Origin of the sequence: Microcoleus sp. CAWBG27, assembly GCF_020883145.1 — a bacterium.
Taxonomy (GTDB): domain Bacteria; phylum Cyanobacteriota; class Cyanobacteriia; order Cyanobacteriales; family Microcoleaceae; genus Microcoleus.
On sequence record NZ_JAHREU010000028.1, the window covers coordinates 20730 to 44873 of the forward strand.

At 44.4% G+C, this 24144-nt stretch carries 13 protein-coding genes; 6 read left to right on the plus strand and 7 right to left on the minus strand.

Annotation, left to right across the window (positions count from 1 at the left end; translation table 11 throughout):
• Positions 1-6 precede the first annotated feature (6 nt).
• Complete coding sequence (locus tag QZ938_RS16925; protein WP_293150219.1) at positions 7-1326, plus strand: hypothetical protein; 1320 nt, start codon at positions 7-9, stop codon at positions 1324-1326.
• Positions 1327-1332: 6 nt separating this feature from the next.
• Complete coding sequence (locus QZ938_RS16930; protein WP_293150217.1) at positions 1333-2664, plus strand: hypothetical protein; 1332 nt, start codon at positions 1333-1335, stop codon at positions 2662-2664.
• 400 nt (positions 2665-3064) lie between these two features.
• Here QZ938_RS16930 and QZ938_RS16935 read toward each other — a convergent pair whose 3' ends face one another.
• The 3 genes from QZ938_RS16935 to QZ938_RS16945 form a co-directional block, all read right to left on the minus strand.
• On the minus strand, positions 3065-4396 hold the full coding sequence (locus tag QZ938_RS16935; RefSeq protein ID WP_293150215.1) for a hemolysin family protein: 1332 nt from the start codon (positions 4394-4396) through the stop codon (positions 3065-3067).
• Positions 4397-4459: 63 nt separating this feature from the next.
• Complete coding sequence (locus tag QZ938_RS16940; protein ID WP_293150376.1) at positions 4460-5698, minus strand: transposase; 1239 nt, start codon at positions 5696-5698, stop codon at positions 4460-4462.
• 66 nt (positions 5699-5764) lie between these two features.
• A complete protein-coding gene (locus tag QZ938_RS16945; protein WP_293150213.1) occupies positions 5765-5956 on the minus strand; it encodes a hypothetical protein in 192 nt (63 codons plus the stop codon).
• Between the two features lie 200 nt (positions 5957-6156).
• Between QZ938_RS16945 and mfd the strand changes: the two genes are divergently transcribed.
• The 3 genes from mfd (at position 6157) to QZ938_RS16960 (ending at position 10952) form a co-directional block, all read left to right on the plus strand.
• Positions 6157-9693 (plus strand): transcription-repair coupling factor, encoded by a 3537-nt coding sequence (mfd, locus tag QZ938_RS16950; RefSeq protein ID WP_293351968.1) that lies wholly within the window; start codon positions 6157-6159, stop codon positions 9691-9693.
• A gap of 120 nt (positions 9694-9813) precedes the next feature.
• Complete coding sequence (locus tag QZ938_RS16955; RefSeq protein ID WP_293150209.1) at positions 9814-10476, plus strand: S-layer homology domain-containing protein; 663 nt, start codon at positions 9814-9816, stop codon at positions 10474-10476.
• Between the two features lie 326 nt (positions 10477-10802).
• Positions 10803-10952 (plus strand): hypothetical protein, encoded by a 150-nt coding sequence (locus QZ938_RS16960; protein WP_293150207.1) that lies wholly within the window; start codon positions 10803-10805, stop codon positions 10950-10952.
• On the opposite strand, the gene QZ938_RS16965 is transcribed toward QZ938_RS16960, so the two are convergent.
• From QZ938_RS16965 to QZ938_RS16975, 3 genes are all read right to left on the minus strand, one after another.
• Positions 10953-11669, minus strand: coding sequence for a heme oxygenase (biliverdin-producing) (locus tag QZ938_RS16965; protein WP_293150205.1), 717 nt, complete (start codon positions 11667-11669; stop codon positions 10953-10955).
• A gap of 261 nt (positions 11670-11930) precedes the next feature.
• A complete protein-coding gene (gyrB, locus tag QZ938_RS16970; RefSeq protein ID WP_293351970.1) occupies positions 11931-15176 on the minus strand; it encodes a DNA topoisomerase (ATP-hydrolyzing) subunit B in 3246 nt (1081 codons plus the stop codon).
• Between the two features lie 196 nt (positions 15177-15372).
• The gene (locus QZ938_RS16975) at positions 15373-16647 is read right to left on the minus strand and encodes an ATP-binding protein (RefSeq protein ID WP_293351972.1); all 1275 of its coding nucleotides are present in this window, start codon (positions 16645-16647) and stop codon (positions 15373-15375) included.
• A 263-nt stretch (positions 16648-16910) separates the two neighbouring features.
• On the opposite strand from QZ938_RS16975, the gene miaA reads away from it, so the two are divergent.
• Positions 16911-17822: a tRNA (adenosine(37)-N6)-dimethylallyltransferase MiaA gene (gene miaA, locus QZ938_RS16980; RefSeq protein ID WP_293152562.1), complete on the plus strand. Its 912-nt coding sequence runs from the start codon at positions 16911-16913 to the stop codon at positions 17820-17822.
• Positions 17823-17872: 50 nt separating this feature from the next.
• On the opposite strand, the gene QZ938_RS16985 is transcribed toward miaA, so the two are convergent.
• Positions 17873-24043, minus strand: coding sequence for an AAA family ATPase (locus QZ938_RS16985; protein ID WP_293351974.1), 6171 nt, complete (start codon positions 24041-24043; stop codon positions 17873-17875).
• Positions 24044-24144 lie beyond the last annotated feature (101 nt).

Sequence of the window (24144 nt, forward strand, 5' to 3'; positions counted from 1 at the left end):
AATTTCATGAAAGACTCAACGCTCCAAAAAAGCAAAAATATATTAACTTTAATCGCCGTCAATTTGGCGATCGCCTTTATTTGCCTGGAAGCTTTGTCCCTAGCTTTTTACTTTATCAACCAAAAGCAATTTTTTTATACCAGAACCAAAGCCAAAGAAAAAGTAGTCGAAGATATTGAACGTATCGGCATTCGACTAGATGAATCTATCGTAGAAAGACTGCACCCGTTTTTTGGCTACGTTCTCAAACAAGGTGCTTTTACCAATGAAAGATTAAAGTTAAAAGTCAACAAACACGGCTTTTTTTCCCAGTACGAATATCCCTTTATTAAGACCAATAAAAAACAATTTATTATCGGAGTTTTTGGCGGTTCAGTTGCCAACAACTTCGCAGTAGATGAGTATAAAAATCAAAGATTGTCTAAAAAATTGCAGAGTTATCCAGAATTTGCCGATCGCGAAATTGTGCTTTTGAATTTTGGCAACGGCGGATACAAACAGCCCCAGCAATTATTAATTTTAAATTACTTTCTGGCTTTGGGTCAAGAATTGGATTTAGTCATCAATATTGACGGTTTTAACGAAGTAGCGCTGTCCAATTTAAACAACAAAGCCCAGCTAGAAATAGGAATGCCCAGCGTCCAGCACCTACAGCCGTTAACAAGTTTAGCAAGCAATGTGTCGCCGGAAGCGATGACTTCCATCGTCAACATTAACGAAACCAAAAAACAATTGAAAGCAGGTATTGACAAATTGCAAAATTGTCAACTTGCTTTGTGTCACGCCGTTACCTCGCTGAGAGTGAAACAATTAGTCAACAATTACCAGCAAGCAGTTGTCAAGTACGACGCCCAAGTCAAACAATCCAACCCAGACAACGCAAATAGCAGTATAGTGTACATTCCAAAAGCTGAGTCTGTATTGCCAGAGGCTGCTGCTTTTGATAAAATGGCCTCGATTTGGTACGAATCGTCGATCGGCATGAACCAAATTTTATCGAGTAGAAACATCAAATATTTTCACTTTATCCAGCCCAACCAGTATTATCCAACTAAACGAGTGTTTACCGCCAAGGAAAAGGAAATTGCCATCAGCAAAGACAGCCCGTACATCGCAGGAGTAAACAAAGGTTATCCGGTGCTGTTATCCAAAGTCAATGATTTGCAGAAAGCTCAGGTTAATGTGTTTAGCGCCGTAAATATTTTGGACAATACAAAAGATACTGTTTACAAAGATGCTTGCTGTCACTATAATTCAGTGGGAGAGGAAGTATTGGCAAACTATATTTCCAGTTCCATCATTAAAGTAGTAAGAAAGTCTAAATAAATATTTATGAAAGATTTCAAGTTAATTAACAAAGGCCAAGAAATCCTCAAAATTACTTTGATAAACTTGGCGCTTTTACTTGTTTTCCTAGAACTCGGTTCCTTGGGATGGTATTTTGTCAAGCACAAGCAATTTTTCTACACGAGACAAAAGGCGCAAGATAAGTCGGCTTTAGGAATTAATTTAGAAGGAGTGCGTCTGAATCAGTCTATTGTCGAAAGGTTTCATCCTTTCTTTGGGTTTATTCAAAAACCCAGCGCTGATTTTCGACCTGGTTTTAAGGTGAACAACTACGGATTTATCTCTCCTTACGATTACCCTTTTAAAAAGTTTAAAAAAAATCAATTTGCGATCGGAATTTTTGGCGGTTCCGTGGCTTCAGATTTTTCTATATTTCAAATTCAAAACAAAATTTTACCTCAATATCTAAAACAGGTTCCCGGTTTACAGGACAAAGAATTTATAATTTTGTCTTTTGCTACAGGCGGTTACAAACAGCCGCAACAGTTATTAATTTTAAACTATTTTTTGGCTTTAGGTCAAGAATTAGATATGGTCATCAATATAGATGGCTTTAATGAAGTAGCGCTTTCTAATTTAAACAATAAAAATCAGATTAATCTGGCGATGCCGAGCATTCAGCACATTTCGCCGCTGACTAGCTTGGCGAATAATAGCCTTTCTACCAAGGCTTTGCAAGCAACTATTAGAATCAAAGAAAATAAAACTAAGATTACTGAGGGTTTGGAAAGTTTGCAACACTGCTCTTTAGCTGCGTGCGATGCTTTGACTTCTGTTTACGTTCAAAATTTAGTCAACAATTATCGCAGAGATGTGATTGCATTTGAAAAAGAACGCAGCAAAACTCGGGAAGATGACGAGGGTAGCGTGATGTATATTAATAAAAATAAGTCTATTTTAGAGGATGGTGCAGCTTTTGAACAAATGGCGTGGAATTGGGCAAAAAGTTCAATTTTTATGCACAAAGTGCTGTCGGCCAGTAATGTTCCTTATTTTCATGTCCTCCAGCCGAATCAATACTATCAGACGAAAAGAGTGTTTAGCGATGCCGAGAAGCTGATTGCTTTTAATAAAGATACTCCTTATGCTAAGGCTGTGGAAATCGGATATCCGGCTCTTTTGGGTAAGTTTCCTAATTTACAAAAAAATAAGATTAATATTTTGAATGGGGTGAAGGTGTTCGACAAGACTAAAGATGTTGTTTATGTAGATAGCTGCTGTCATTACAATAAAACTGGAGAGGTAATTTTTAGCAATTATGTGGGCAGTTCTATTCTAGAATCTATGCGGAACGATCAAAGAAAAAATAAGAAGTGATATTATGTCCAGTTGATTGTTATTGATGGTACGATTTGCGAACTCGTAGGGCGGGTTCACCAACAATATATAACGATAACCAACAATGTATAAAAACCCGCCCCCACCCCACCAATAATTTATGTCAACCTGATATTTATATTTAATTTCTAAATGTAGGTGATAATTGATATCATGTCCGGTCGGTTAACCGCAATAAAATGGGTTTGTAGTGCGGACTTCAGTCCGTATTATGCGGACTGAAGTCCGCTTTTGCGGACTTTCATTGTTATGGTAATTGACCGGACATAATATTATCGCTGGGTGGGGGCGGGTTTTTGAGATTGTTTGTTTCCGGCGATAATGGTTGGTGAACCCGCCCCTATGGGTATTATGTCGATCGATTAAAATTACATGGCTTTTAGGTTTTTGCTTGGGTTTTAGCCAGATCGCCCGTGGAGTCGATCGGCATTACCAAGATCTTATCAACTCGGTTTCCGTCCATATCGACGACTTCGACGCGCAAGCCGTTCCATTCAAAATGCTCTGCCGCCGCCGGAATTTTGCCCAAATTTGTAATCACAAAACCGCCCATTGTGTGGTAACTTCCCCTATTTTCTGAAGAGACTTCTTCAATTCCAAACAGTTCAAAGAAATCCTCGACCGGGAGCATTCCATCTAACAGCCAAGAACCATCTTCGCGCTGCACGGCTTGCGGTTCGTCGGCATCTTCAACCGAGGGAAATTCGCCAACTAATTCGACTAAAATGTCGTTGACTGTCACCAATCCTTGAATGACGCCGTATTCGTCTACTACCAAGGCAAGTTGATTGCTAGATTGCTTGAAAAGCTCTAAGACTTTTAAACCGCGCGTACTTTCGGGTACAAATAAAGGTCTCCGCAAAGAAGCACTTAAATCGAGGGGTTGACCTGTTAAAGTGCGAGACAACATATCGGTAACGTGTACCAAACCGACAACATTATCGAGTCCGCCCTGACAAACTGGAAATCGGGAATGACCGCTACCAAGCATTTTTTGGCGGTTTTCTTCTACTGAGTCGTCGAGGTCGAGCCAAGTCAGATCTGGTCGCGGTGTCATTAAAGCGCTGACTCGCCGATCGCCCAAACGGAACACTCTTTCTACCATGTCCTGTTCGGCTTCTTCAAAGGTTCCCGCCTCGGTTCCTTGCTCGATTAAAACTTTAATTTCTTCCTCTGTAACTTGGGGTTCTGTAGAAGGCGCAATCCCCATGATTCGCAGCACTAATTCCGTGGAATAACTTAAAAGATAAACGGCAGGAGCGCCAATTTTTGAGAGCATTCGCATGGGAAGAGCGACACTACAGGCGATCGGCTCGGGGTTGTTGAGGGCCAGCCGCTTCGGCACAAGTTCGCCGATAATTATGGTGAGATAAGTTATGGTTAAAATTGCGATGACTGAGGCGATCGGCTGAGCGTAGGGCGCTAAAGCCGGTATCAAGCGCAACAGAGGCTCTACTCTTTTAGAAATAGTGCTTTCTCCGAAAGCGCCTGACAGGATCGCCAGCAGCGTAATTCCGATTTGAACTGTCGGCAAGAACTGATTGGGGGCATTGGCCAGATCCAAAGCTACACGGGCATTCCTCGAACCCTGGTTAGCCATCTGTTGCAGTCTCACTTTCCGTACTGAGATGATGGCCATCTCTGACATCACAAACACGCCATTGAGGAAAACCAGCAGGAGAACAATCAGAAGGTCGGTACTTGGGGACATTTCTCAATTTATCGGTGTTGACATACTCCCCACCGATGAATCGGGGGGATTCTTATTCATGGTTCATCGAAATCCACTTACAGTATCAAATTGCTTATCAACGGCAGCGGTGGTCTTCTCCCCATGCTTTCCCGATTTCTCGGCGGATTCCTCTTGCCCAGAGGTACCGTTTTTATTCCACTCTACACCAAGAATATTCAATCCTTTGTGCAAAATATTTAGAGCCGCGTTTGTATCGCGACAAATTTCAATCTTGCAACTAGGACATGAATGAGTTCTAGTGCTGAGAGACTTTTTGACTCTATGGCCGCAATTAGAGCAGTCTTGAGATGTATAGCTTGGCGATACTGCCACAACTACTTTATCCCAAATCTTGCCGTAGTAGTCCAACCATTGAGTGTATTGATACCAACCAGCATCCGAAATAGACTTAGCCAAATGGTGATTTTTGACCATGTTCGCAATCTTTAAGTCTTCATAGACAACCACATCGTTAGAGTGGACTACGCACCGGGCTTGCTTTATTGCCCAGTCTTTACGCTGTCTTTGTACTTTAAGATGGATTCTACCCAGTCTTTTCCGAGCCTTATGATAGTTCTTTGATTGGGGCTTTGCACCCTTTACAAATTTCTTGCTTAATCGTCTTTGGGCTTTCTTGAGTTGTTTTTGGGCCTTTCTCAAAAACTGAGGATATATTACAGCATTATCGTTTTGGTCTTTGGTGAAAAACTTCAACCCCAGATCCAATCCTACGACATTGCCAGAATACTCGCCTTGCTCTTTGCGCTCTGCATCAAAACAGAATTGGGCATAATACCCATCTGAAGAGTGCACGATCCGCACGCGATTAATTTTCAATCTATGCAAATCTTCCTGAGTTTCATTGTTGCAAAATATTGATAATGTTCCAATCTCAAAGCCATCGGTGAATGCGATCGATTTGCAATCATCCGATAGTTTCCAGCCTGAAACTTTATACTCGACAGAGCGACAATGTTTTTTAAACTTTGGAAAACCTTTCTTGCCTACACCTTTTTTACATCGGCTATAAAAATTAGAGATAGCAGCCCAGGCACGTTCTGCACTAGCTTGACGAGCGGCGGAGTTAAGCCTTTTAGCAAAGTCAAACTCCTTGGCTAAATCTTTACATATGCTGTACAGATCGGCTTTACTCGTACCTTGATTATCCATCCAATAGCGAAGGGCTTTGTTCCGAATGAACTGGGCTGTTCGGATGGCTTCATCAATGGCAGAATATTGCTCTGCTGTACCGTGTTTTAGCTTGGCTTCTCTAACTATCATGGAGCTATGATAATATAGTTTTATCCAGAAAAACACAGATAAATATTTTTAACGATGAATTACTACTCAATAGCGCACTCTGCCGAAGACAGCCGTGGAATGGGTTGTCTTGCGACGGTCGTCGTAGCCGAGTTCATCCCCAGTCTTGAAAGGCGGGGCTTTCCTCTCGCCTTTCGGTAAAGGCGAAGCGCACTGCCCGCTTAAAGCATAAGCCTGGAAGCTGCCAATCTCGATCGCAAAAATCGAAATTGTTGTCAACCTGTCCCTAGATTAACGGAACGGGCTCATTTCGATCGCAAGTTCCAGATATTTACACAAGGCTTCTAGTAGAAATCTACCCGCAGTGCAGTTGAACTGCCAATAACCGATCGGCACAATGATAGATGTTTGTCGTACAATCTTCCTTAATCAGCAGCCGGGAAGAGCCTTCGCCCATCGGGGATAATAATTAACAGCGCATGACTTTCTCTTCGATAATTCGGACATTGGGGCGATCGCCCTTAGCAACAGAACTTCTCAACAAGCTCAAACGGTATCACTGTTTGCAACTGAACGGCATCGCCCGCTTACCCAAAGGTTTAGTAGCTTCCGCCCTCGCACAACAAGAGGGACGAAACCTATTAGCCGTGACAGCAACTCTGGAAGAAGCCGGCCGCTGGGTAGCTCAATTAGAGGCGATGGGCTGGCAAACTGTACATTTTTACCCTACTTCGGAAGCTTCGCCCTACGAGCTATCTTACTCGGACGAGAACGAAATGACCTGGGGGCAAATGCAGGTACTGGCGGATTTGGTGGACAAGGAAGAAACAAGCGCCACGAAGTCTAAGCCGATCGCAATTGTAGCTACAGAAAGAGCTCTCCAGCCTCATTTGCCACCTCAAAGTGCCTTTGAACCCTACTGTCTGACGCTGAAACGAGGCGAAGTTCAAGACTCAAAGATACTTGACCGCCAACTTGCCTCGATGGGGTACGATCGGGTGACTTTGGTGGAAACTGAGGGCCAGTGGAGTCGCCGGGGCGATATTGTCGATGTGTTTCCGGTGGCGGCGGAGTTGCCGGTGCGGCTGGAATGGTTCGGGGATACTTTGGATCAACTGCGCGAGTTCGATCCCTCCAACCAGCGATCGCTCGATAAGGTCGATCGATTAGTTTTAACTCCTACTAGCTTTAACGCAATTATCAAGGCAGTTTTAGCTGAAAATAATCTTGACAAAACCAACCAAATAGACTCTGTTGACACAGAAAATGAAGCAGAAAAATATGTCCGCAGGCTGTTAGGTTTAGCGTTCGAGAAACCAGCTTGTTTGTTGAATTATTTGCCAGAAAATACTTTAGTTGTAATTGACGAACCCCAAGGATGTGAAGGTCACAGCAACCGCTGGTTTGAAAATGCCCAGGAACAATGGGAAAGTTGCAATCGGGAATCAGAAGTTGTTGATGGTGAAACGCCAAGATTGCCAATTGCGAATCTGAAGGTTCCGAAAATTCACCGCACTTTTGCGGAATCGATCGCAGATGTCGCAGCTTTTGACAGGCTAGAACTTTCAGAATTAGCAGAAGATTCTACTACTCAAAAATCCCAAACGCCTGCGGTTAATTTGTCCAGCAGGCCTGTGCCGGTGATGCCTCACCAATTTGCGAAGCTGTCTCAAATGCTCCGGGAAGAGCGCGATCGCGGTTTTACGGTGTTTATGGTTTCGGCTCAACCGAGTCGATCGGTCTCTCTGCTGTCGGAACACGACTGTCCGGCTCAGTTTGTGGTGAATCCGCGCGACTTTTTGGCGATCGACAAGTTGCAGTTGCAGCATATTCCGGTAGCTTTGAAGTACAGCGGGCTGGCAGAGTTGGAAGGGTTTGTTCTGCCGACTTTTCGGATTGTTTTAATTACCGATCGGGAATTCTACGGTCAGCATTCTCTCGCTACATTTAGCTACGTTCGCAAGCGCCGCCGCGCCGCTTCTAAAAAGGTTGACCCGAACAAGCTGAGTCCGGGCGATTATGTGGTTCACCGCCAGCACGGAGTGGGCAAGTTTCTCAAATTGGAACGCTTGACGATCGATCGGGAAACTCGCGAATATTTGGTGTTGCAATACGCTGACGGTACTCTCAGAGTCGCGGCGGATCAATTGGGCGCCCTGTCGCGGTTTCGGACTGTCGGCGATAAAGTGCCAGAACTCAACAAGCTGACCGGTCAAACGTGGGAAAAAACTAAAGCAAAAGTTCGCAAAGCTGTTAAGAAAGTAGCGGTAGATTTGCTGAATCTTTACGCTAAAAGAGCTAAGCAACAGGGTTATGCTTTTCCTCCTGATATGCCTTGGCAGCAAGAGTTAGAGGATTCTTTCCCGTACCAACCAACGCCGGATCAGTTGAAGGCTACTCTTGATGTGAAACGTGACATGGAGGGCGATCGACCTATGGATCGCTTAGTCTGCGGCGATGTCGGTTTCGGCAAGACGGAAGTTGCTCTGAGAGCTATTTTTAAGGCAATTACAGCGGGCAAGCAGGTGGCTTTGCTGGCGCCGACGACAATTTTGACCCAACAGCACTATCACACGCTCTCAGAGCGTTTTTCCCCTTATCCGATCGAAGTTGGTTTGCTCAATCGCTTCCGCACGGAAACTGAACGCCGGGAAATTCACAAACGCTTAGCAACTGGGGAGTTAGACGTGATTGTCGGTACTCAGTCTGTTTTGAGTAAAGCGATTAAATTTCGGGATTTGGGTTTGTTGGTGGTGGATGAAGAACAACGGTTTGGGGTGAAGCAAAAGGAAGCGATTAAATCTCTCAAAACCGAGGTAGATGTTTTGACTCTGACGGCGACTCCGATTCCCCGAACTCTCTATATGTCTCTATCGGGGATTCGGGAGATGAGTTTGATTGCGACTCCGCCGCCCAGCCGCCGCCCGATTCAGACTCATTTGGCCCCCTACGATTTGGAGGTGGTGCGGACTGCAATTCGTCAAGAGTTGGACAGGGGCGGTCAGGTTTTTTATGTTGTACCTCGGATTGAGGGGATTGATGAGTTGGCGGATACGTTGCAGCTAATGGTTCCGGGGGCGAGAATTGCGATCGCCCACGGTCAAATGGATGCTGCGGAACTAGAATCGATCATGCTGACTTTCAGTGCGGCAGAGTTTGATATTTTGGTGTGCACTACGATTATTGAGTCGGGTTTGGATATTCCCCGTGTCAATACAATTTTGATTGAGGACGCCCAGAAGTTTGGTTTGGGTCAGTTGTACCAGTTGCGCGGGCGGGTGGGACGTGCGGGGATTCAAGCTCACGCTTGGCTGTTTTATCCGAAGCAAAACCAACTGTCGGATGCTGCAAGGCAGCGGCTGCGGGCTATTCAAGAGTTCGCGCAGTTGGGTTCTGGCTATCAGTTGGCTGTCCGGGATATGGAAATTCGGGGATCTGGTGATGTTTTGGGTACGGAACAGTCTGGTCAAATGGAGGCGATCGGTTTTGATTTGTATGCTGAAATGTTAGAGGAGGCTATTCGCGAAATTAAGGGTCAGGAAATTCCGAAGGTTGAGGATGCACAAATCGACCTCAGTTTGACGGCGTTTATTCCTGCCGATTATATTGGAGACCTGGATCAAAAGATGAGCGCTTATCGGTCTGTGGCTTCTGCGAATACTCTGGAAGAGTTGCAACAGATTCGGGCCGATTGGTGCGATCGTTACGGGCAGATTCCTCTACCAGCGCAGCAACTGATTCGTGTTGTCGAACTCAAACAAATCGCCAAGCAAATCGGTTTTTCTCGGATTAAACCGGAAAATAAGCAGCACATTGTCTTGGAAACGCCGATGGAGGAACCTGCTTGGAATTTGCTCAAGGCTAATTTGCCCGAACATCTACATTCTCGTTTTGTCTACAGCAAGGGGAAGGTTACTATTCGCGGAATGGCTGTTTTGAGCGCCGAAAAGCAGTTGGATAATTTGATTGATTGGCTGGGGAAAATGCAGGGCGCTTTGCCGGAAGCAGAGATTTGATTTTAATATGAAATCCCGCTATTTAGCCGGCGGTCGAAATCTCAGAATCATACCGATGGAACCGGAGAAAATATTGCTGCTGCTTGAATAATTGTTTGAGCAGCACAAAGGATTAAAATCGTGAAAAAGTTAGTCTGTGTTTTTTTTGCGATCGCGCTAGCGCAAGGAGTGCCAACGGTGGTTCAATCTCAACAAATAATTGACCCGATCGACCGGGTTGTCAATGCAGGATTGATGAATAAAGATTCTAGCGGCAATTTTAATGCTGAAAGCATTATCAGTCGCGCCGATTTGGCGGTAATTTTACTGAAAACTTTTGGTTTGGAACGGCGGAAAACAGCTCAGAAACCGGATATGGAATTGCCCGACGTACCTAAAAGCTACTGGGCTTACAGTGCGATTCAAACTGCTTTGAAAACGGGAACTATGAGTGGATATCGCGACGGAATGTTTTTCCCAAATCAAAGGGTGACTCGCGCTGAGTCTTTGGCGATTTTTGCTCAAGCTTATGGGGTTTTTCAGTTTCCAGACGCCACCGTTGCCGAGATTTTAGCTAGGTATCCAGATGCAGGGGAAATTCCTAGTTGGGCTAGAAAGTCTATGGCTACTGCACTGTATGAAGGGTTTGTGAATTTTGAAGTCGGAACTAATAAAATTAATCCTTTAAAGCCGATGACTCGCGGCGATATCGCTTACGCTTTGAGCAAGTATTTGGAGCGCCAGGTAAGACCAACTTCTTTGCCTGTACCGGATGAGCCACCAAATCGGGGTATGGGAAGGTAAGACGTTTCTCCTGGCCCGTCCCGACTAATTTCCTTATTCCTTATTTTTTATCAGAAAATTGGGTTAAAAACCCCGTCCTTTCAGGACGGCTTTTTTCCATAGTTAAGTAAAATGACAAATCCATCTTCACAAATGAATATGGTAAAATAACCACATCAGACAAGATGTAAAAACCTACCCCCTCCCGGTGGGAAAGTCTACGCCCAAAACATTTTTGAGGAGATATGACTACACACCAAGCGTGCTCTTTTGTGCAAATGTAGTCAGCCTGGGAACTAAGCGCAATACGGATATTTTGACAGAAATGTCTTAAGAATCCTCGTACCTTGATACTCGATGAGTGTCAATCTAGAAAAAGTCGATCGCCCGCCCTGCAAAATCCCGGAGCTTTGGTGACTGTAAAAGCAGCCATCAAACCCCCAGGATTTAATGTTTTCCTCTTAAACGAGGCTCAAATTATTGCCAATGGGTATTGACTAATCAGCAGTAGCCAATTCGGTACTGGCTGCGCCGCGCTTCCGCGTCAGGGTATTGAACAGCATCTGACCGACAGCTTTAATCAAATTGCCTTCTAACTCCATAAACATCTTCATGTTCATGCCAAAAGCTGCATTAGCTTCGTCAACAATGCGCTCTGCTGTAGCTTCGTCAATCGGCAATTCATTCATTGCCTGACGGTAGTTAGCTTTGAACTCTTTTTCATCAGGAATATCCTGGAATTCGTAGAAAGCAGTGCCTTCTCCCTCGGTAAGATTCATGCCGCGCTGAGCAATTCCCTTGAGGATTTGTCCGCCGGACAAGTCGCCTAGGTAGCGAGTGTAAGACTGAGCTACTAACAGTTCTGGTGCGGTAGCCGAGATTTCACGAATCCGCTGCACGTAAGCTTTAGCTGCTGGTGATGGGGATACTTGTTCCCGCCAATTGGCGCCGTAGTAGTAGAATAAATCTTGCTCTAAACTTTGTTTGCGATTTAACTCAGAAAAGTAAATTTTTGAAACAACCGGATGCTGCTTTTGGCGTTCCATTTCCTCTTCCATTGCCGAGTAGACAAAGTACAGGTTTCCTACTAACTTCCGGTAAGAAGTTTTTTCTACAACGCCTTTTAAAAAGCATTTGACAAAACCAACGTTTTCTGCCATTGTGTGAGATTTTTTTGTTCCCTCACGCAATTTTGTTGCTAAATTGATGCTCATGCTATATTGTCCAACCTTCTATTTTTGTGGTAGCTGATGGATGCGCCAAAAATCTAAAATTTACCTAAGCATTTACCTTAAAGCAATTTGATGAGAGATTGTATTAATTTTTATAACAAAAGTTGCAGTTGGCAGGAAAGCAGTAGTCAGTTGACAGGAAAGCAGTTGACAGGAAAGCAGTAGTCATCAGCCACTAACTAATGACTAATGACTCATCCTCGCCAGCAACTGTCAACTGTCAACTGTCAACTATCAACTAACTTAGATGTCCAAGTCGAGGAGGTTGAGTTTGGGGCCGTAGGTTTCGATGAATTCGCGGCGGGGGGCGACCCGATCGCCCATTAAGATGGTAAAGATGCGATCGGCTTCAGCAGCGTCTTCAATCTCCACCCGTTTTAGCGTCCGAGTTTCCGGGTTCATCGTGGTATCCCACAACTGCGTCGGCATCATTTCGCCCAAACCTTTGAACCGCTGGATGGTGTAGTTCGCATTGGCGGGGAATTCGTTGCGGACGAGATTGTTCATTTCGCGATCGCTGTAACAGTAGTAGTGATTGCGTCCCCGTTCCACTTTATACAGAGGAGGACAAGCAATATAGATGTAACCTTGTTCTACAAGTGCGCGCTGGTAGCGGTAGAAGAAAGTCAGCAACAGCGTGCGGATGTGGGCCCCATCTACGTCAGCGTCAGTCATGATCACTATGTGGTGATACCGTAATTGACCGGGGTCGAATTCTTCGCCTTTGATGCCCAAACCCAGGGCTGTAATTAACGACTGAATTTCGTTATTTTTGTAGATTTTGGCGTCGTCGGTTTTCTCGATGTTGAGAATTTTACCGCGCAAAGGCAGAATTGCTTGGAATTGTCGATCGCGCCCTTGCTTCGCGCTGTTGTGTACAAAAACTCCCGCACCTAAGGCAAAGTTGTGGCTGTTAGGCACTTCGATGTCGTAAACATCGTACCGTTCCTCTACAGCTTCAATCTTCACAACACGGTGGTTGTAATTACGAACCGCTTGGCGAGCATATAATTCTTCACCATTAAAGTAGCGCTTACAAAAAGTCTCGTACTTCAACAAAGACTTATCATTCTTCAGGCGGCGATAAGAATTGTAATAATCTACATCCATCCAGCCCATTTTGATATGAACAGTCTTCAATGCTTCCAGAGTTTTGCGGTAATAAGTTTCGTCCAAAGCAGCTTTGCGTTGGCGGCGAAACTCCGGTGTCCACTGTTCCTTAGTTTTCTCCCGTCGCCAGTCCAACAAATCCTGATTTTGCCACTGTTCTTTGGCCAATTGTGAATTAGCCTCCCGCGCTTCAGGATTGTTAGCAAAATGATTGCGAACCCGTTGAGACTGAGCTAAGCGGTTTTCTTCGGAGCTCCAATACTCTTGTTGGGCTTGGTTGAGCAATTCATTATTTTGCTCGCGATAAGCTTCATTAGTGTCGTAAAACTCACGCCACTTGCTAGTCATGTAAGCTTTATACTCTTCATCTTCCCACTGAGCCTTTGCCTGTTCTGAGAGAATTTGCCTGGTTTCAGGCTGCTGCATCCGCTCTTTCATCATCGCCCGAAATTCATCAGTCATGTGAGCTTGACGGCTCTTTTCAATGACATCCGGCCTGTGCAATGTTTTCTCAAGGTTGGCGCGGTGTAAAGCCAAGTGTTCATGGGCCGGCAGCCGCTGAATATTGGTCGGATTGTTGTTGAGTTTGTTGAAATCAACATGGTGGCGGTGGTTGCCGTCAGATGATTGATAAACACCGTGTTTTAGGTTGTAGAAATCCGATAACAGATGACTGTAAATCCACTTGTCACTGTTGGGATTCCAAACCATTTCGTAACCATTAAGCCCCTGACCATTTGGCTTCTTTTGAGACAACTGGCGGTTGAGAGGCATTAACGAATCGTCCGGTGTCAGCATTGCTGCTGCTTTGTAAGTGCCATCCCGCAACATGAACCGATGATCTGGAGTACAAGTAATTGTCTCCCCATTGTCTAATGTCAATTTGATAACTTCAGCATTTGCTTTAGTCATGCGAGCGTTAGTTATCCGCTCAAACCCGATGTTTCCACTCTCGCGAATGGTGTAGCAAAAGTGTTCTTTACCTTCTGCTTGTTCGTCAACTATCTGTTTGAAGGTTTTTGTTGTGCCATCAGCTAATAATATTTTCTCCGAAGAAAGAAAACAGCCGCCGGCTGAATCGCCCTCGACCAGGTATATCTCAGACAGGGCGGGGTCTCTGGAGCTACAGTCCGCTAATTTTCCGGGCAAAGGAGACGATTCTAGGACGGATTTTCGGCGGACTAAATCGCGGGCACGACGGGCGGCTTCTGCGGCTTTAAATGCCTGAATTGCTTTTTCCAAAATAGCGTCTGCTACTTGGGGCCGAAATTCCAAATATTCGGTTAATACTTCGCCTACCAAGGAATCAACTATTCCTCGGACTTCGGTATTTCCTAGCTTTGTTTTAGTTTGGCCTTCAAATTCGGGATCGGGAACTTTGACCGAAATCACGGCTGTTAAACCTTCGCGGACGTTTTCGCCAGCGAGGTTGGGTTCGTTTTCTTTGATTTTGTTGCGCTTGCGGGCGATCGAATTCATCGTCCGCGTCAAAACAGCCTTCAAACCTTCTAAGTGTGTACCGCCGTCGATCGTCCGAATGTTGTTGGCAAAACCGAGAACGTTGTCACTAAAAGCATCAACGCACCACTGCAAAGACACTTCCACGTGCACGTTGTTGCGTTCGCCTTGCACGTAGATCACCTCTTCGTGCAGCGGCTGCTTCTCGCGGTTCATGTAAGTGACATATTCCTTAATGCCACCTTCGTAACAATAGGTTTCGACGCGCGGTTCGGCACTTTTGAGCAATTCCAAACGCCGATCGCCAAAAGTAATTTTCGCGCCGGCATTCAAATAAGCCAACTCTCGCAAGCGTCCGGCAACCGTAGCATAATCGAACTCAATGCCAGTGCTAAATATCTGAGTGTCCGGAAGGAAACTAACTGAAGTACCGGTGCGATTTCCTTTGCAGGGCTTTGCCACAAGTTCGCTGACGGGAAAGCCTCTTTCGTAGCGCTGCAAATGTTCTTTTTGGTCGCGCCAAACCGTCACCTCTACCCACTCCGAAAGCGCGTTAACCACGGAAATACCTACACCGTGCAAACCTCCAGAAACTTTGTAACCGCCGCCGCCAAACTTACCGCCGGCGTGCAGTACAGTCATTACTGTTTCGATTCCCGATTTGCCAGTCTTGGCAACGATCCCGGTAGGAATACCGCGACCGTCATCTGTGACAGTGACTGAACCGTCGGCGTTGAAGTCAACCTCGATGTGAGTGCAGTGGCCAGCCAGCGCCTCATCGATGGAATTGTCCACAACCTCGTAAACTAGATGGTGGAGTCCTCGCGGGCCGGTGGTACCGATGTACATCCCCGGTCGTTTGCGGACTGCTTCGAGACCTTCGAGAACTTGAATCTGGTCGGCGCTGTAGCTGCTGGTCATACAAAAATAGCTCCAATAATGAGGCCTAAAGCCCCAAAAGCTTCTAAAATGGGAAAACTCCTAAAATTATAGCACAAAACCGTTAATGGCGATGCTAGGGCTATCTAAATGGAAATTTATCGGGGGGACGCACCCGGTATAGTAGTTTTACTTGGGGAGCTATTGACATTTGGTGGCTGGGCTGTTAGCCGGAAGGTTAAGAAGTGCGATCGCCCGGTTGCCGACGGTTGCGAATTAATGTCTTATAGCCATTCTGGCGTCGCAGCAATGCCCGTGCTTGGCGTGCAGCCATAACTGCATCGCGAGTCTCGATCGCCTGTTGTGCGATCGCCCCTGCAACTTCCGGGCGGGCTGTCAAATATGCGATCAACTCTTTTTCTACCAAAGATTTAACCATTTCTCGTACTTCGGGGTTAGCCAACCGACTTTTAATCGCGCCCTCAAACTCGGGATTCGGTAACTTAATGGCAATTATGCCCGTGAAGCCACACTCTAAAACATCCTTCCAACCTAAAACAGGGTCTGTATTTTTGAGTTTGCCCAGTTGGCGGCCGATCGCACTCACCACCTGCCTCAATGTCAATATGAAAGTGTCACAGTGAATGCCACCATCGATATTCCAGACGCAGTTAGTATAACCAAACAGTCGGCCAGAGGTCTTATGTTCCTTTGGAACGTGCCATTGAACAGCTATTTCTACTTGCACGCCATCTCGATCGCCCTGAAGGTAAATAATATCTGCGTGCAGCGGTTCCACTTCGGAGTTTAAGTAGGCGAGATATTCCCGGATGCCGTCGGGGTAACAATAAGTTTCGATCGAAGGAGAAGTGCTGCCGAGTATTCCCAAACGATTGTCAGTGAAAATAATTGTTAAACCGGGATTGAGATAAGCAAGCTGTCGCAGGTAAGAGGTGAGAGTCGGGCGATCGAACTCAATACCAGGCTGGAAAATCTCCACATCTGGCTTGAAACAAATCGACGTACCAGTGCGGTTTTTGGGATTTGGTTTAGCTGTTAGTTGCGTAACGGCGACGCCTTTGTCAAAACGCTGGCTGTAAATTTGCTCTTGGCGCCGAACAGTCACCTGCAACCATTCAGACAAAGCATTGACAACTGCTAGCCCAAGCCCGTGGATACCTCCAGAAACCTTGTAGCCGTCGCTGCTTCTGCCAACAAAGCAAAGAACAGTCAAAACTGCTTCCAGGAATGATTTACCAGTTTTGGGATGAATCTCGGTGGGAATTCCCCGGCCGTTGTCTGTAACAGTAACGGAACCGTCAGCGTTCAGGTCAACTTCGATGCGAGTGCAGTAACCTGCCAGCGCTTCGTCGATCGCATTATCCACAACCTCGTAAACTAGATGGTGGAGTCCTCGCAGACCAGTGTTACCGATGTACATCCCCGGTCGTTTGCGGACTGCTTCGTGATTTTCGAGAATTTGAATTTGGTCGGCGCTGTAGGTGTCAGTCATGCAACAATAGCTCCAAAAATGAGGCTGAAGACCCCAAAATTCATAAAATGCAAAAAATCCTAAAAATCATAGCACAAAACCGTTAAAGGCGATGCTAGCGCATTATGAATGGAAATTTATCGGGGGACAGATATCGAATAGTTTTGAGTTCGCTTCGGGATGAACGAGGTGTAGCGCCGTCAATCAGCGGGGGGAGAGAGGATTCGGGGATTTGAGAGTTTTTATTGGGAAATGCAATATGTTTTTTAAGTGTGCGACGGCTTATGTTTAGATTGATTACAATTTGCGGGGCGACGGCGACGGGGAAGTCTGGAGTGGCTGTGGAAGTGGCCGATCGACTGAAATCTTCGATCTTGAGCGCAGACTCCCGTCAAGTGTACCGCGAATTTGACATCGGAACGGCAAAACCTACAAAGATCGATCGCGCTTCTGTACCGCATCACTTAATTGACATTTGCGATCCGACGGAAACTCTAACACTCGCAGAATACCAGCAGCAAGCTCAAAAAATAATTGCTGATGTCGATTTTCCCGTTTCTCCTCCGCTGTTGTTGGTGGGAGGGACAGGCTTATATATCAAATCAATTGTCAAGGGTTTGAAAATGCCCAGGGTAGCGCCGATACCCGAATTGCGATCGCAACTTGCGGAGCTGGGCCAATCTCAATGTTATGCGATGTTGCAGCAAGTCGATCGCCCGGCCGCCCAGAAAATTCACATCAACGATTCATTCAGAACCTTAAGAGCACTCGAAGTATTTTATGTCACCGGGCGCTCTATTTCCGAACAGCAAGGCGAAAATCCTCCCAATTATCCTATTCTACAGATTGGGTTGGACTGTAAGATGGATGTTTTGGGCGATCGCATCCAACAGCGCACCGAGCAAATGTTAGAACGCGGTTGGCTGGCTGAAGTAGAATATTTGTGCAAAAAATACGGCTGCGACTTACCGTTGTTGAACACCCTGGGATATCAGGAAATCAAACGATATTTAGCTGGCGACATTACGCTTGAGGAAGCTAAAGAATTAACAATTTTGCACACGAGGCAATTTGCCAAGAGACAGCGGACATGGTTTAGAGCATATCCTGAAATTGAATGGTTTGATGTTAGCACGCCAGATTTGCTAGAACGAATTTGGCAAAGAATACAATATTTTCTTGTCAAAGGTTCGTAGTGAGGACTTTAGTCCGCAGAAAAGAAAGGACTAAAGTCCTCACTACAAACCTAATAATTTTCAATTAAAGAAACTATTTGATTGTAATCAAAATCATTGGCCAAGAAAGCTAAAGCCTCAGCCACAGATTCATCAAGCTTGCGGATTTGCTCTATGCAACTATCAACTTTAGCCATCTCACAGAGGCTGGAAGCTGCCAATAAATCAGCCAACAATTCAGCAGGCAAATCCGCCAAAGCTGACCGACTCAAAGCATCCTCGATCTCCAGTTTCGTCAAATCCTTGTTGCTAGCAGGTTCCTCATAGATAAAATTTACCCCAATATGTTTTTGCAGCGCATCAAATATATCTGCTTCCCGGAACGGCTTGCGGATAAAATCATCGCATCCTGCCGAAGAAACAACCGCTCTTTCTTCTTCTAAAACACTAGCAGTTACAGCAATAATTGCAGTAGCTTGACCTTTAACAGTGCCTTTGATTAGTTTTGTAGCTTCGTACCCATCCATCACTGGCATTCTCATATCCATTAAAATTAAATGCGGTTCCCAATCATTCCAAATCTCAACAGCTTCTTGGCCGTTACAAGCTTCTTTGAGTTCAAAACCGAGGGGAGAAAGCAGTTTGAGCAGCAGCAAATTATTGCTGGGTTTGTCATCAACAATCAAAATGCGATACTTAGGTTGATTCGGTGCGAGGCAAATCACTTGTAGCGCCGTCTTTTTGCCTTCTATTTCCCTGGGATCGATCGCACTAATTTTAGTATCGAATACAAAAGTTGTTCCGACTCCCAACTCTGAATAGACACTCATCTTGCCACCCATTAACTCTACAAAATTGCGGCTGATTGGCAGTCCCAAACCAGTGCCTTCTTGGGAGTTTTTACCAGTTTGGGTTTGCACAAAAGCTTCAAAAAGACTATCTAATTCATCGGCAGCGATACCTGGCCCAGTGTCGGAGATTGCAAAATTCAGGAAGCACGAAGATGCAGAATCTACATCGTTAGGATTTTGTAGTGGGCTAATTTTACTACATTTTTCAAGACTCTGATTTGCTGGAATATTTGAATTTTTGCTATTCTCCACAATATTAACAGTTTTAGCAGGCTTTAGACTGCTTGCTTCTGGTTTGAGATTAACTTTTATTGCAACTCCTCCTTCTTGAGTAAATTTGAGAGCGTTGCCGATCAAATTTATTAAAACCTGTCGCAATTTGACTTCATCTGTGCGGACGTATCTGGGAACATCAGGGCTGTATTCTACTACTAATTGCAATTGTTTGTCGTCAGATTTGATATGGAACATATCTTCGAGATCGTCCATAAATTGATAAAAATCAAAATTCTTATAGTTGAGAATAGTCCGACCAGCTTCAATCTTTGATAAATCTAAAACCTGGTTGATTAAAGTTAGTAAATGGTCGCCGCTGCGAGTAATAATTGCGACATTATCTTGATGCTCTTTGGGTAAATTTTGGCTGCGGAGCATGATTTGAGAAAAGCCGAGGATGGCGTTGAGGGGAGACCGCAATTCGTGGCTCATGTTGGCTAAAAAGCTGCTCTTCGCTTCGTTTGCTACTTCGGCTTTTTTCTTCGCAAGAGCGAGCTCCGATGTGCGTTCTTCTACTTTTGTTTCTAAGGTGCGGTTGGAATCTGCTAGATTAGTATAAAGTCTGGCATTTTCAATGGAGATGGCTGCCGAAGCCGATAAGACTTTCAGCAGTTCTAATCTGTCTGATGTAAATGCTCCAGCGATCAGGTTGTTTTCTAAGTAAATTATGCCGATAAGTTGACCTTGGTTCAGGAGTGGCGCGCACAATATAGATTTGTTTTGATGCTGTTTGATATAGGGGTCACTGTTAAAATTCTTGCTGGCAAATGCTTGGCTTAAAACTACTGTCTCTCCTGTACGGGCAACATAATTAACAATCGATACTGGTAGGTTATTATCTATAGGAATTGACTGCAATACCGCAATATTGTCGGAATCGATCGCACCGGCAGCTTCGATTAGCAATTCCCCGGAATGGTTGTTGGCACAATCTGAGGGAGAATGAAAAATCAAATAGCCTCGTTGTGCTCCGGCATTTTCAATCAGTATTTTCATCAAAGAAGCCAGCAACTTATCCAAGAGGATTTCGCCAGAAATGGCTTGGCTGGCTTTCACTACCGCAGCCAAATCTAAAGCTGAACTTCCTAAACCAGGGGTGTTTAATTGGCTGGCTATAGTTACTGTAGTGGCATCATGAAATTGAGTTTCTGATGTGGATTTTATTAATAATTTTGGGTGAGTTGCTTCTAACTTTTCTTGTTTGCGTTTGGCGCCCCAAATTAGATAATTGTAGTGCGCTTTTTTTAGGTAAATTTCGGCAAATTCTGCTTTACCTTTGCTCAGCCAGAAATTGGCTGCTAATTCTGCGGCTAATGCTTCGTTTTGGATAAAATAGCCGTCTCTGGCTGAAGTAATCGATCGATCGTACAAATCGATCGCCTCCATCTCCCTACCCCCAATCCGCGCCATCTCCCCAGCTACCAATAAGTATTTATGCTCAAAGGTCTCCGGACAGCTATCAGCCCAGATTTTCATCTGTTTTTGGTTGGCTTTGAGCTTTCTCAGGTATTTTTGGCGATCGCCCTTGGAAGCTTGCGGGTAAAGCGCAGTTAAAATTAGGGAATAATAAAAATTATGTTCGGCTACAATAATTGTGCCGATCGCCAAACTCAATTTTTTCTCAGCTTCCACAGCATAGCTGAAAGCTGCTGCATACTCTCCGTACAAATACAAAACCTGGCATTTCAAAATTTGATAGCCGCAGATTGCCAAAAAACTGCCGCGATCGGCACACCGCTCTAAATATTGTCCTTCGCTAATTTCGCCATTAGAAAATACCTCACAATTAGAAGTTTCTCCCAGTAAATTAAACAAAGCTATCTGACAGCCTAGTAAGTAATCAGTAGCAATTTGATTGTTAGTTTTAAAGTTAAATAGCAAAAAATTCCACACTTCTACACGCAGAGATTCGAGATTTTTGCCCTGGGGGATAGAATACATCAATTTGTAAAGCTGAATGTAACCTGCAAATTGCAATTCGCCCGATTCTAAGCCAGCTTGATAGCCATTATGGCTAATCGAATCCGACAGTTTCAGAGGCTGTATCCAGTGATTTAAATGAGCCACAAGCATTTCCGATGCCTTGCATTTTTGCGTCAAATCGTGAAAGCGATCGCTCAAATTGAGAGCTAACATCCCAAACTCGTATCCCGAGCGATAATCAGCCATCGCAGCCGACAACACCAAGCCGTAGCAAGCATAGCTGTAAGATGATTCCGGCACCGGGCCGTATTTTAGAGAAAGATTGACAGATTTTGTAACAACTAATTGGTAAAGTATCGGATTGGAAAATAAACTCGCGGGAATAATTTTATCCAGAAGTTTCATCGCGGTTCTTTTTTCCGAAATCTTCATTTCCGGTAGGTGCAGCAAAGTACCAATTTCCCGATCGCCCAATTGTGCTGTTGCTTGGGCAAATTCGGCTTTGCAAGCTTGCTGCAACCGCTTTTCGGGCAACTCAACCCCCAACAAACGCAAGCCCTGGCGCCCAAATTCAATTGCTTCCTCGTATTCCCCCAGCATGGTATGCAGCGTAATTAGGCGATCGAAAAATTCCGCTTTTTCCACCGCCAATTGCAACTGCGACAGTGCTAAATTAATCAAGAATTGCGATTGCTCGAAATTGCCAATCAGATAATTCAATTCCGCAGCTTCCAGATACAACTCTCGCGTCAAATTATATTCAGTTTCCCAGCTATCCGCAGCCAAAAGTTCGATCCCAAAACAGACATACTTGACAGCAGCCGCATAAGCTGTAGCAGCTTTGGCTTTTTTCCCAGCCAAAAGATTGAGTTTGGCAATTTTATCTCTTTCCGTGCGATCGATCCCCAAGGGAAACTCCCCTGCGATCGCCCCTATCGCCTTTCCTGCCGCCAGATTTAACTGATCGACAATTTCAAAAAGCTCCTCCGACAAATCTTCACCATCGCTATTATCCAATAACAAGCGACCGATTTGCAAATGAACCGCTTTTTTCTGCCCTTCGTCAATCAAAGCATAAGCTGCTTGTTGGACGCGATCGTGCAAAAACTTGTACTCTTCAAACAACAGTTCAATATCCAACTCAGACACCGGAAAAATCAAACCAGCTTCCAGTGCGGGCTTCAAATCTGAGAACACCAAATCCGGAGATTTTTCACAAATTTTTGCTAAAGTAGTTAAGTCAAAAGATGCCCCAGCACAAGCTGCAAAACGTAAAATGTTTTGAGTTGTCTCCGGCAACTTTTTTATTTTTTTTACCATCAAATCAACCACATTTTCAGTGATATCCATTGCTTTTATCTGAGCAATATCCCACTGCCAAAATCCTCCACAACCTTTATTTGTTAGAGTCTCTGGTTCGCGAATGGATAGCTCGGAAGATTCCAGAAAACTAAAATTAATCAATTTCTCAGAATGCAGCATTTTGAGAAATTGATTGACAAAAAATGGATTTCCGTTAGTTTTACATAACACCAAGTCAGCCAAAGATTGCACAGACATAGCATCGCCATGCACAGTGTCAGCTATTAAATTACTAATATCTTGGATGGTTAAATTAGCTAAATAAATAAAATCAATTGTAGCGCCTTCTTTTTGCATTTCATCCACAGTAATCATTAAGGGATGATGGGCGCTGACTTCATTGTCTCGATAGGCTCCAATCAGCAATAAATATTGTGTATCACTATCCACTACCATCAATTGAATTAAATTGAGAGTAGCTACATCTACCCACTGCAAATCATCGAGAAAAATCACCAGGGGATGTTCCGCCGAACAAAACACGCGAATAAATTTTTCAAAGACAAAATAGAAACGAATTTGCGCTTCATTTGGTCTCAACTCTGCTACCTGAGGCTGTTTGCCGATAATTAATTCTATTTCGGGAATTACCTCAATAATTACTTGACCGTTTGCACCCAATGCAATTAAAAGTTTAGTGCGCCACTCATCGAGTTTTGCGGAACTTTCGGTTAGCAGTTGTCGCACCAATCCCGAGAAAGCGCTAATAATCCCTGAGTAGGGAATATCACGCTGAAATTGGTCAAATTTGCCGGAAATAAAATAGCCGCGTTTTTCAGTAATTGGTTTGTAAATTTCTTGTACCAGCGATGATTTCCCCATGCCCGAATAACCTGCAACTAGCATCATTTCGCTTCCAGAAAAACTATGTTGTGGGTTCGCAACTCGCTCGAATGCTGCTAGTAAAGCCTGGACTGGCGCCGCCCGCCCGTATAGTTTTTGAGGGATTTGAAATCGATCGGAAATATCTTGTTTAGCTAAAGGAAACTCTGAAATAGTTCCTGTTGTCTGTAATTGACGCAGACATTCTTCTAAGTCTGCTTGAATTCCCCAAACACTTTGGTAACGGTTTTCAGCAGTTTTTTCTAAAAGTTTCATGACTATTGCTGACACAGCCGGAGGAATTTGTGGATTGATTTTGTCGATGGGTAATGGCTGTTTGGCAATGTGAGAGTGTACCAATTCCATTGCATCTTTGGTCTCAAAAGGCAATTGGTTGGTTAGGAGTTCGTAAAAAGTAATGCCGAGGGAATAAAAATCTGTACGGTAATCTAGGGAACGGTTCATTCTCCCGGTTTGTTCTGGCGAAATGTAGGCTAAAGTTCCTTCTAAAAAATTGGGATTTTTTATGGTGGGAGTTTCTCGGGTTAACAGGGTGGAAATTCCGAAGTCAATAATTTGGATTTTTCCTGTGGCTGGGTTGAGAATAATGTTGCCGGGGTTGATGTCTTTGTGGATGATGTTTGCTGCGTGAATTTGTCCTAATATTGCGGCGGCTTGAATGCCGATATTGAGAAATTCAGACAGGCTAAAGCTTTGCTGTTCCTGCATTTGTTTCAATGAGAAACCGCCAAAATCTTCTAAGATTAGAAGGAGAGTGTTGCGATATTTTTGTAAGTCGTAGGCTTTGATGACTCCTGGAAGGTTGAGGATTTGAAGAATTTTGTATTCCTGTCGGTAGCGGACTATTTCGCCGGGAGTTGGATAGTCTTCGTTGAGCAGTTTGAGAATAATTGGCTGTTGATTTTGTTCTCTAATACCTCGATAAACTGTTGAAATAGAATTTTCATGTATTTTATTTAATGTTTGAATGCCGGGAATTTCAAGCATTGCATACTTTCCTTTTTATTTAGAACAAATTAATGTCAGTCGAGACTGACGTAGTCTAGAGTTAGATCCGATTTTATTGAATTCTGACAATTCACAGAAAA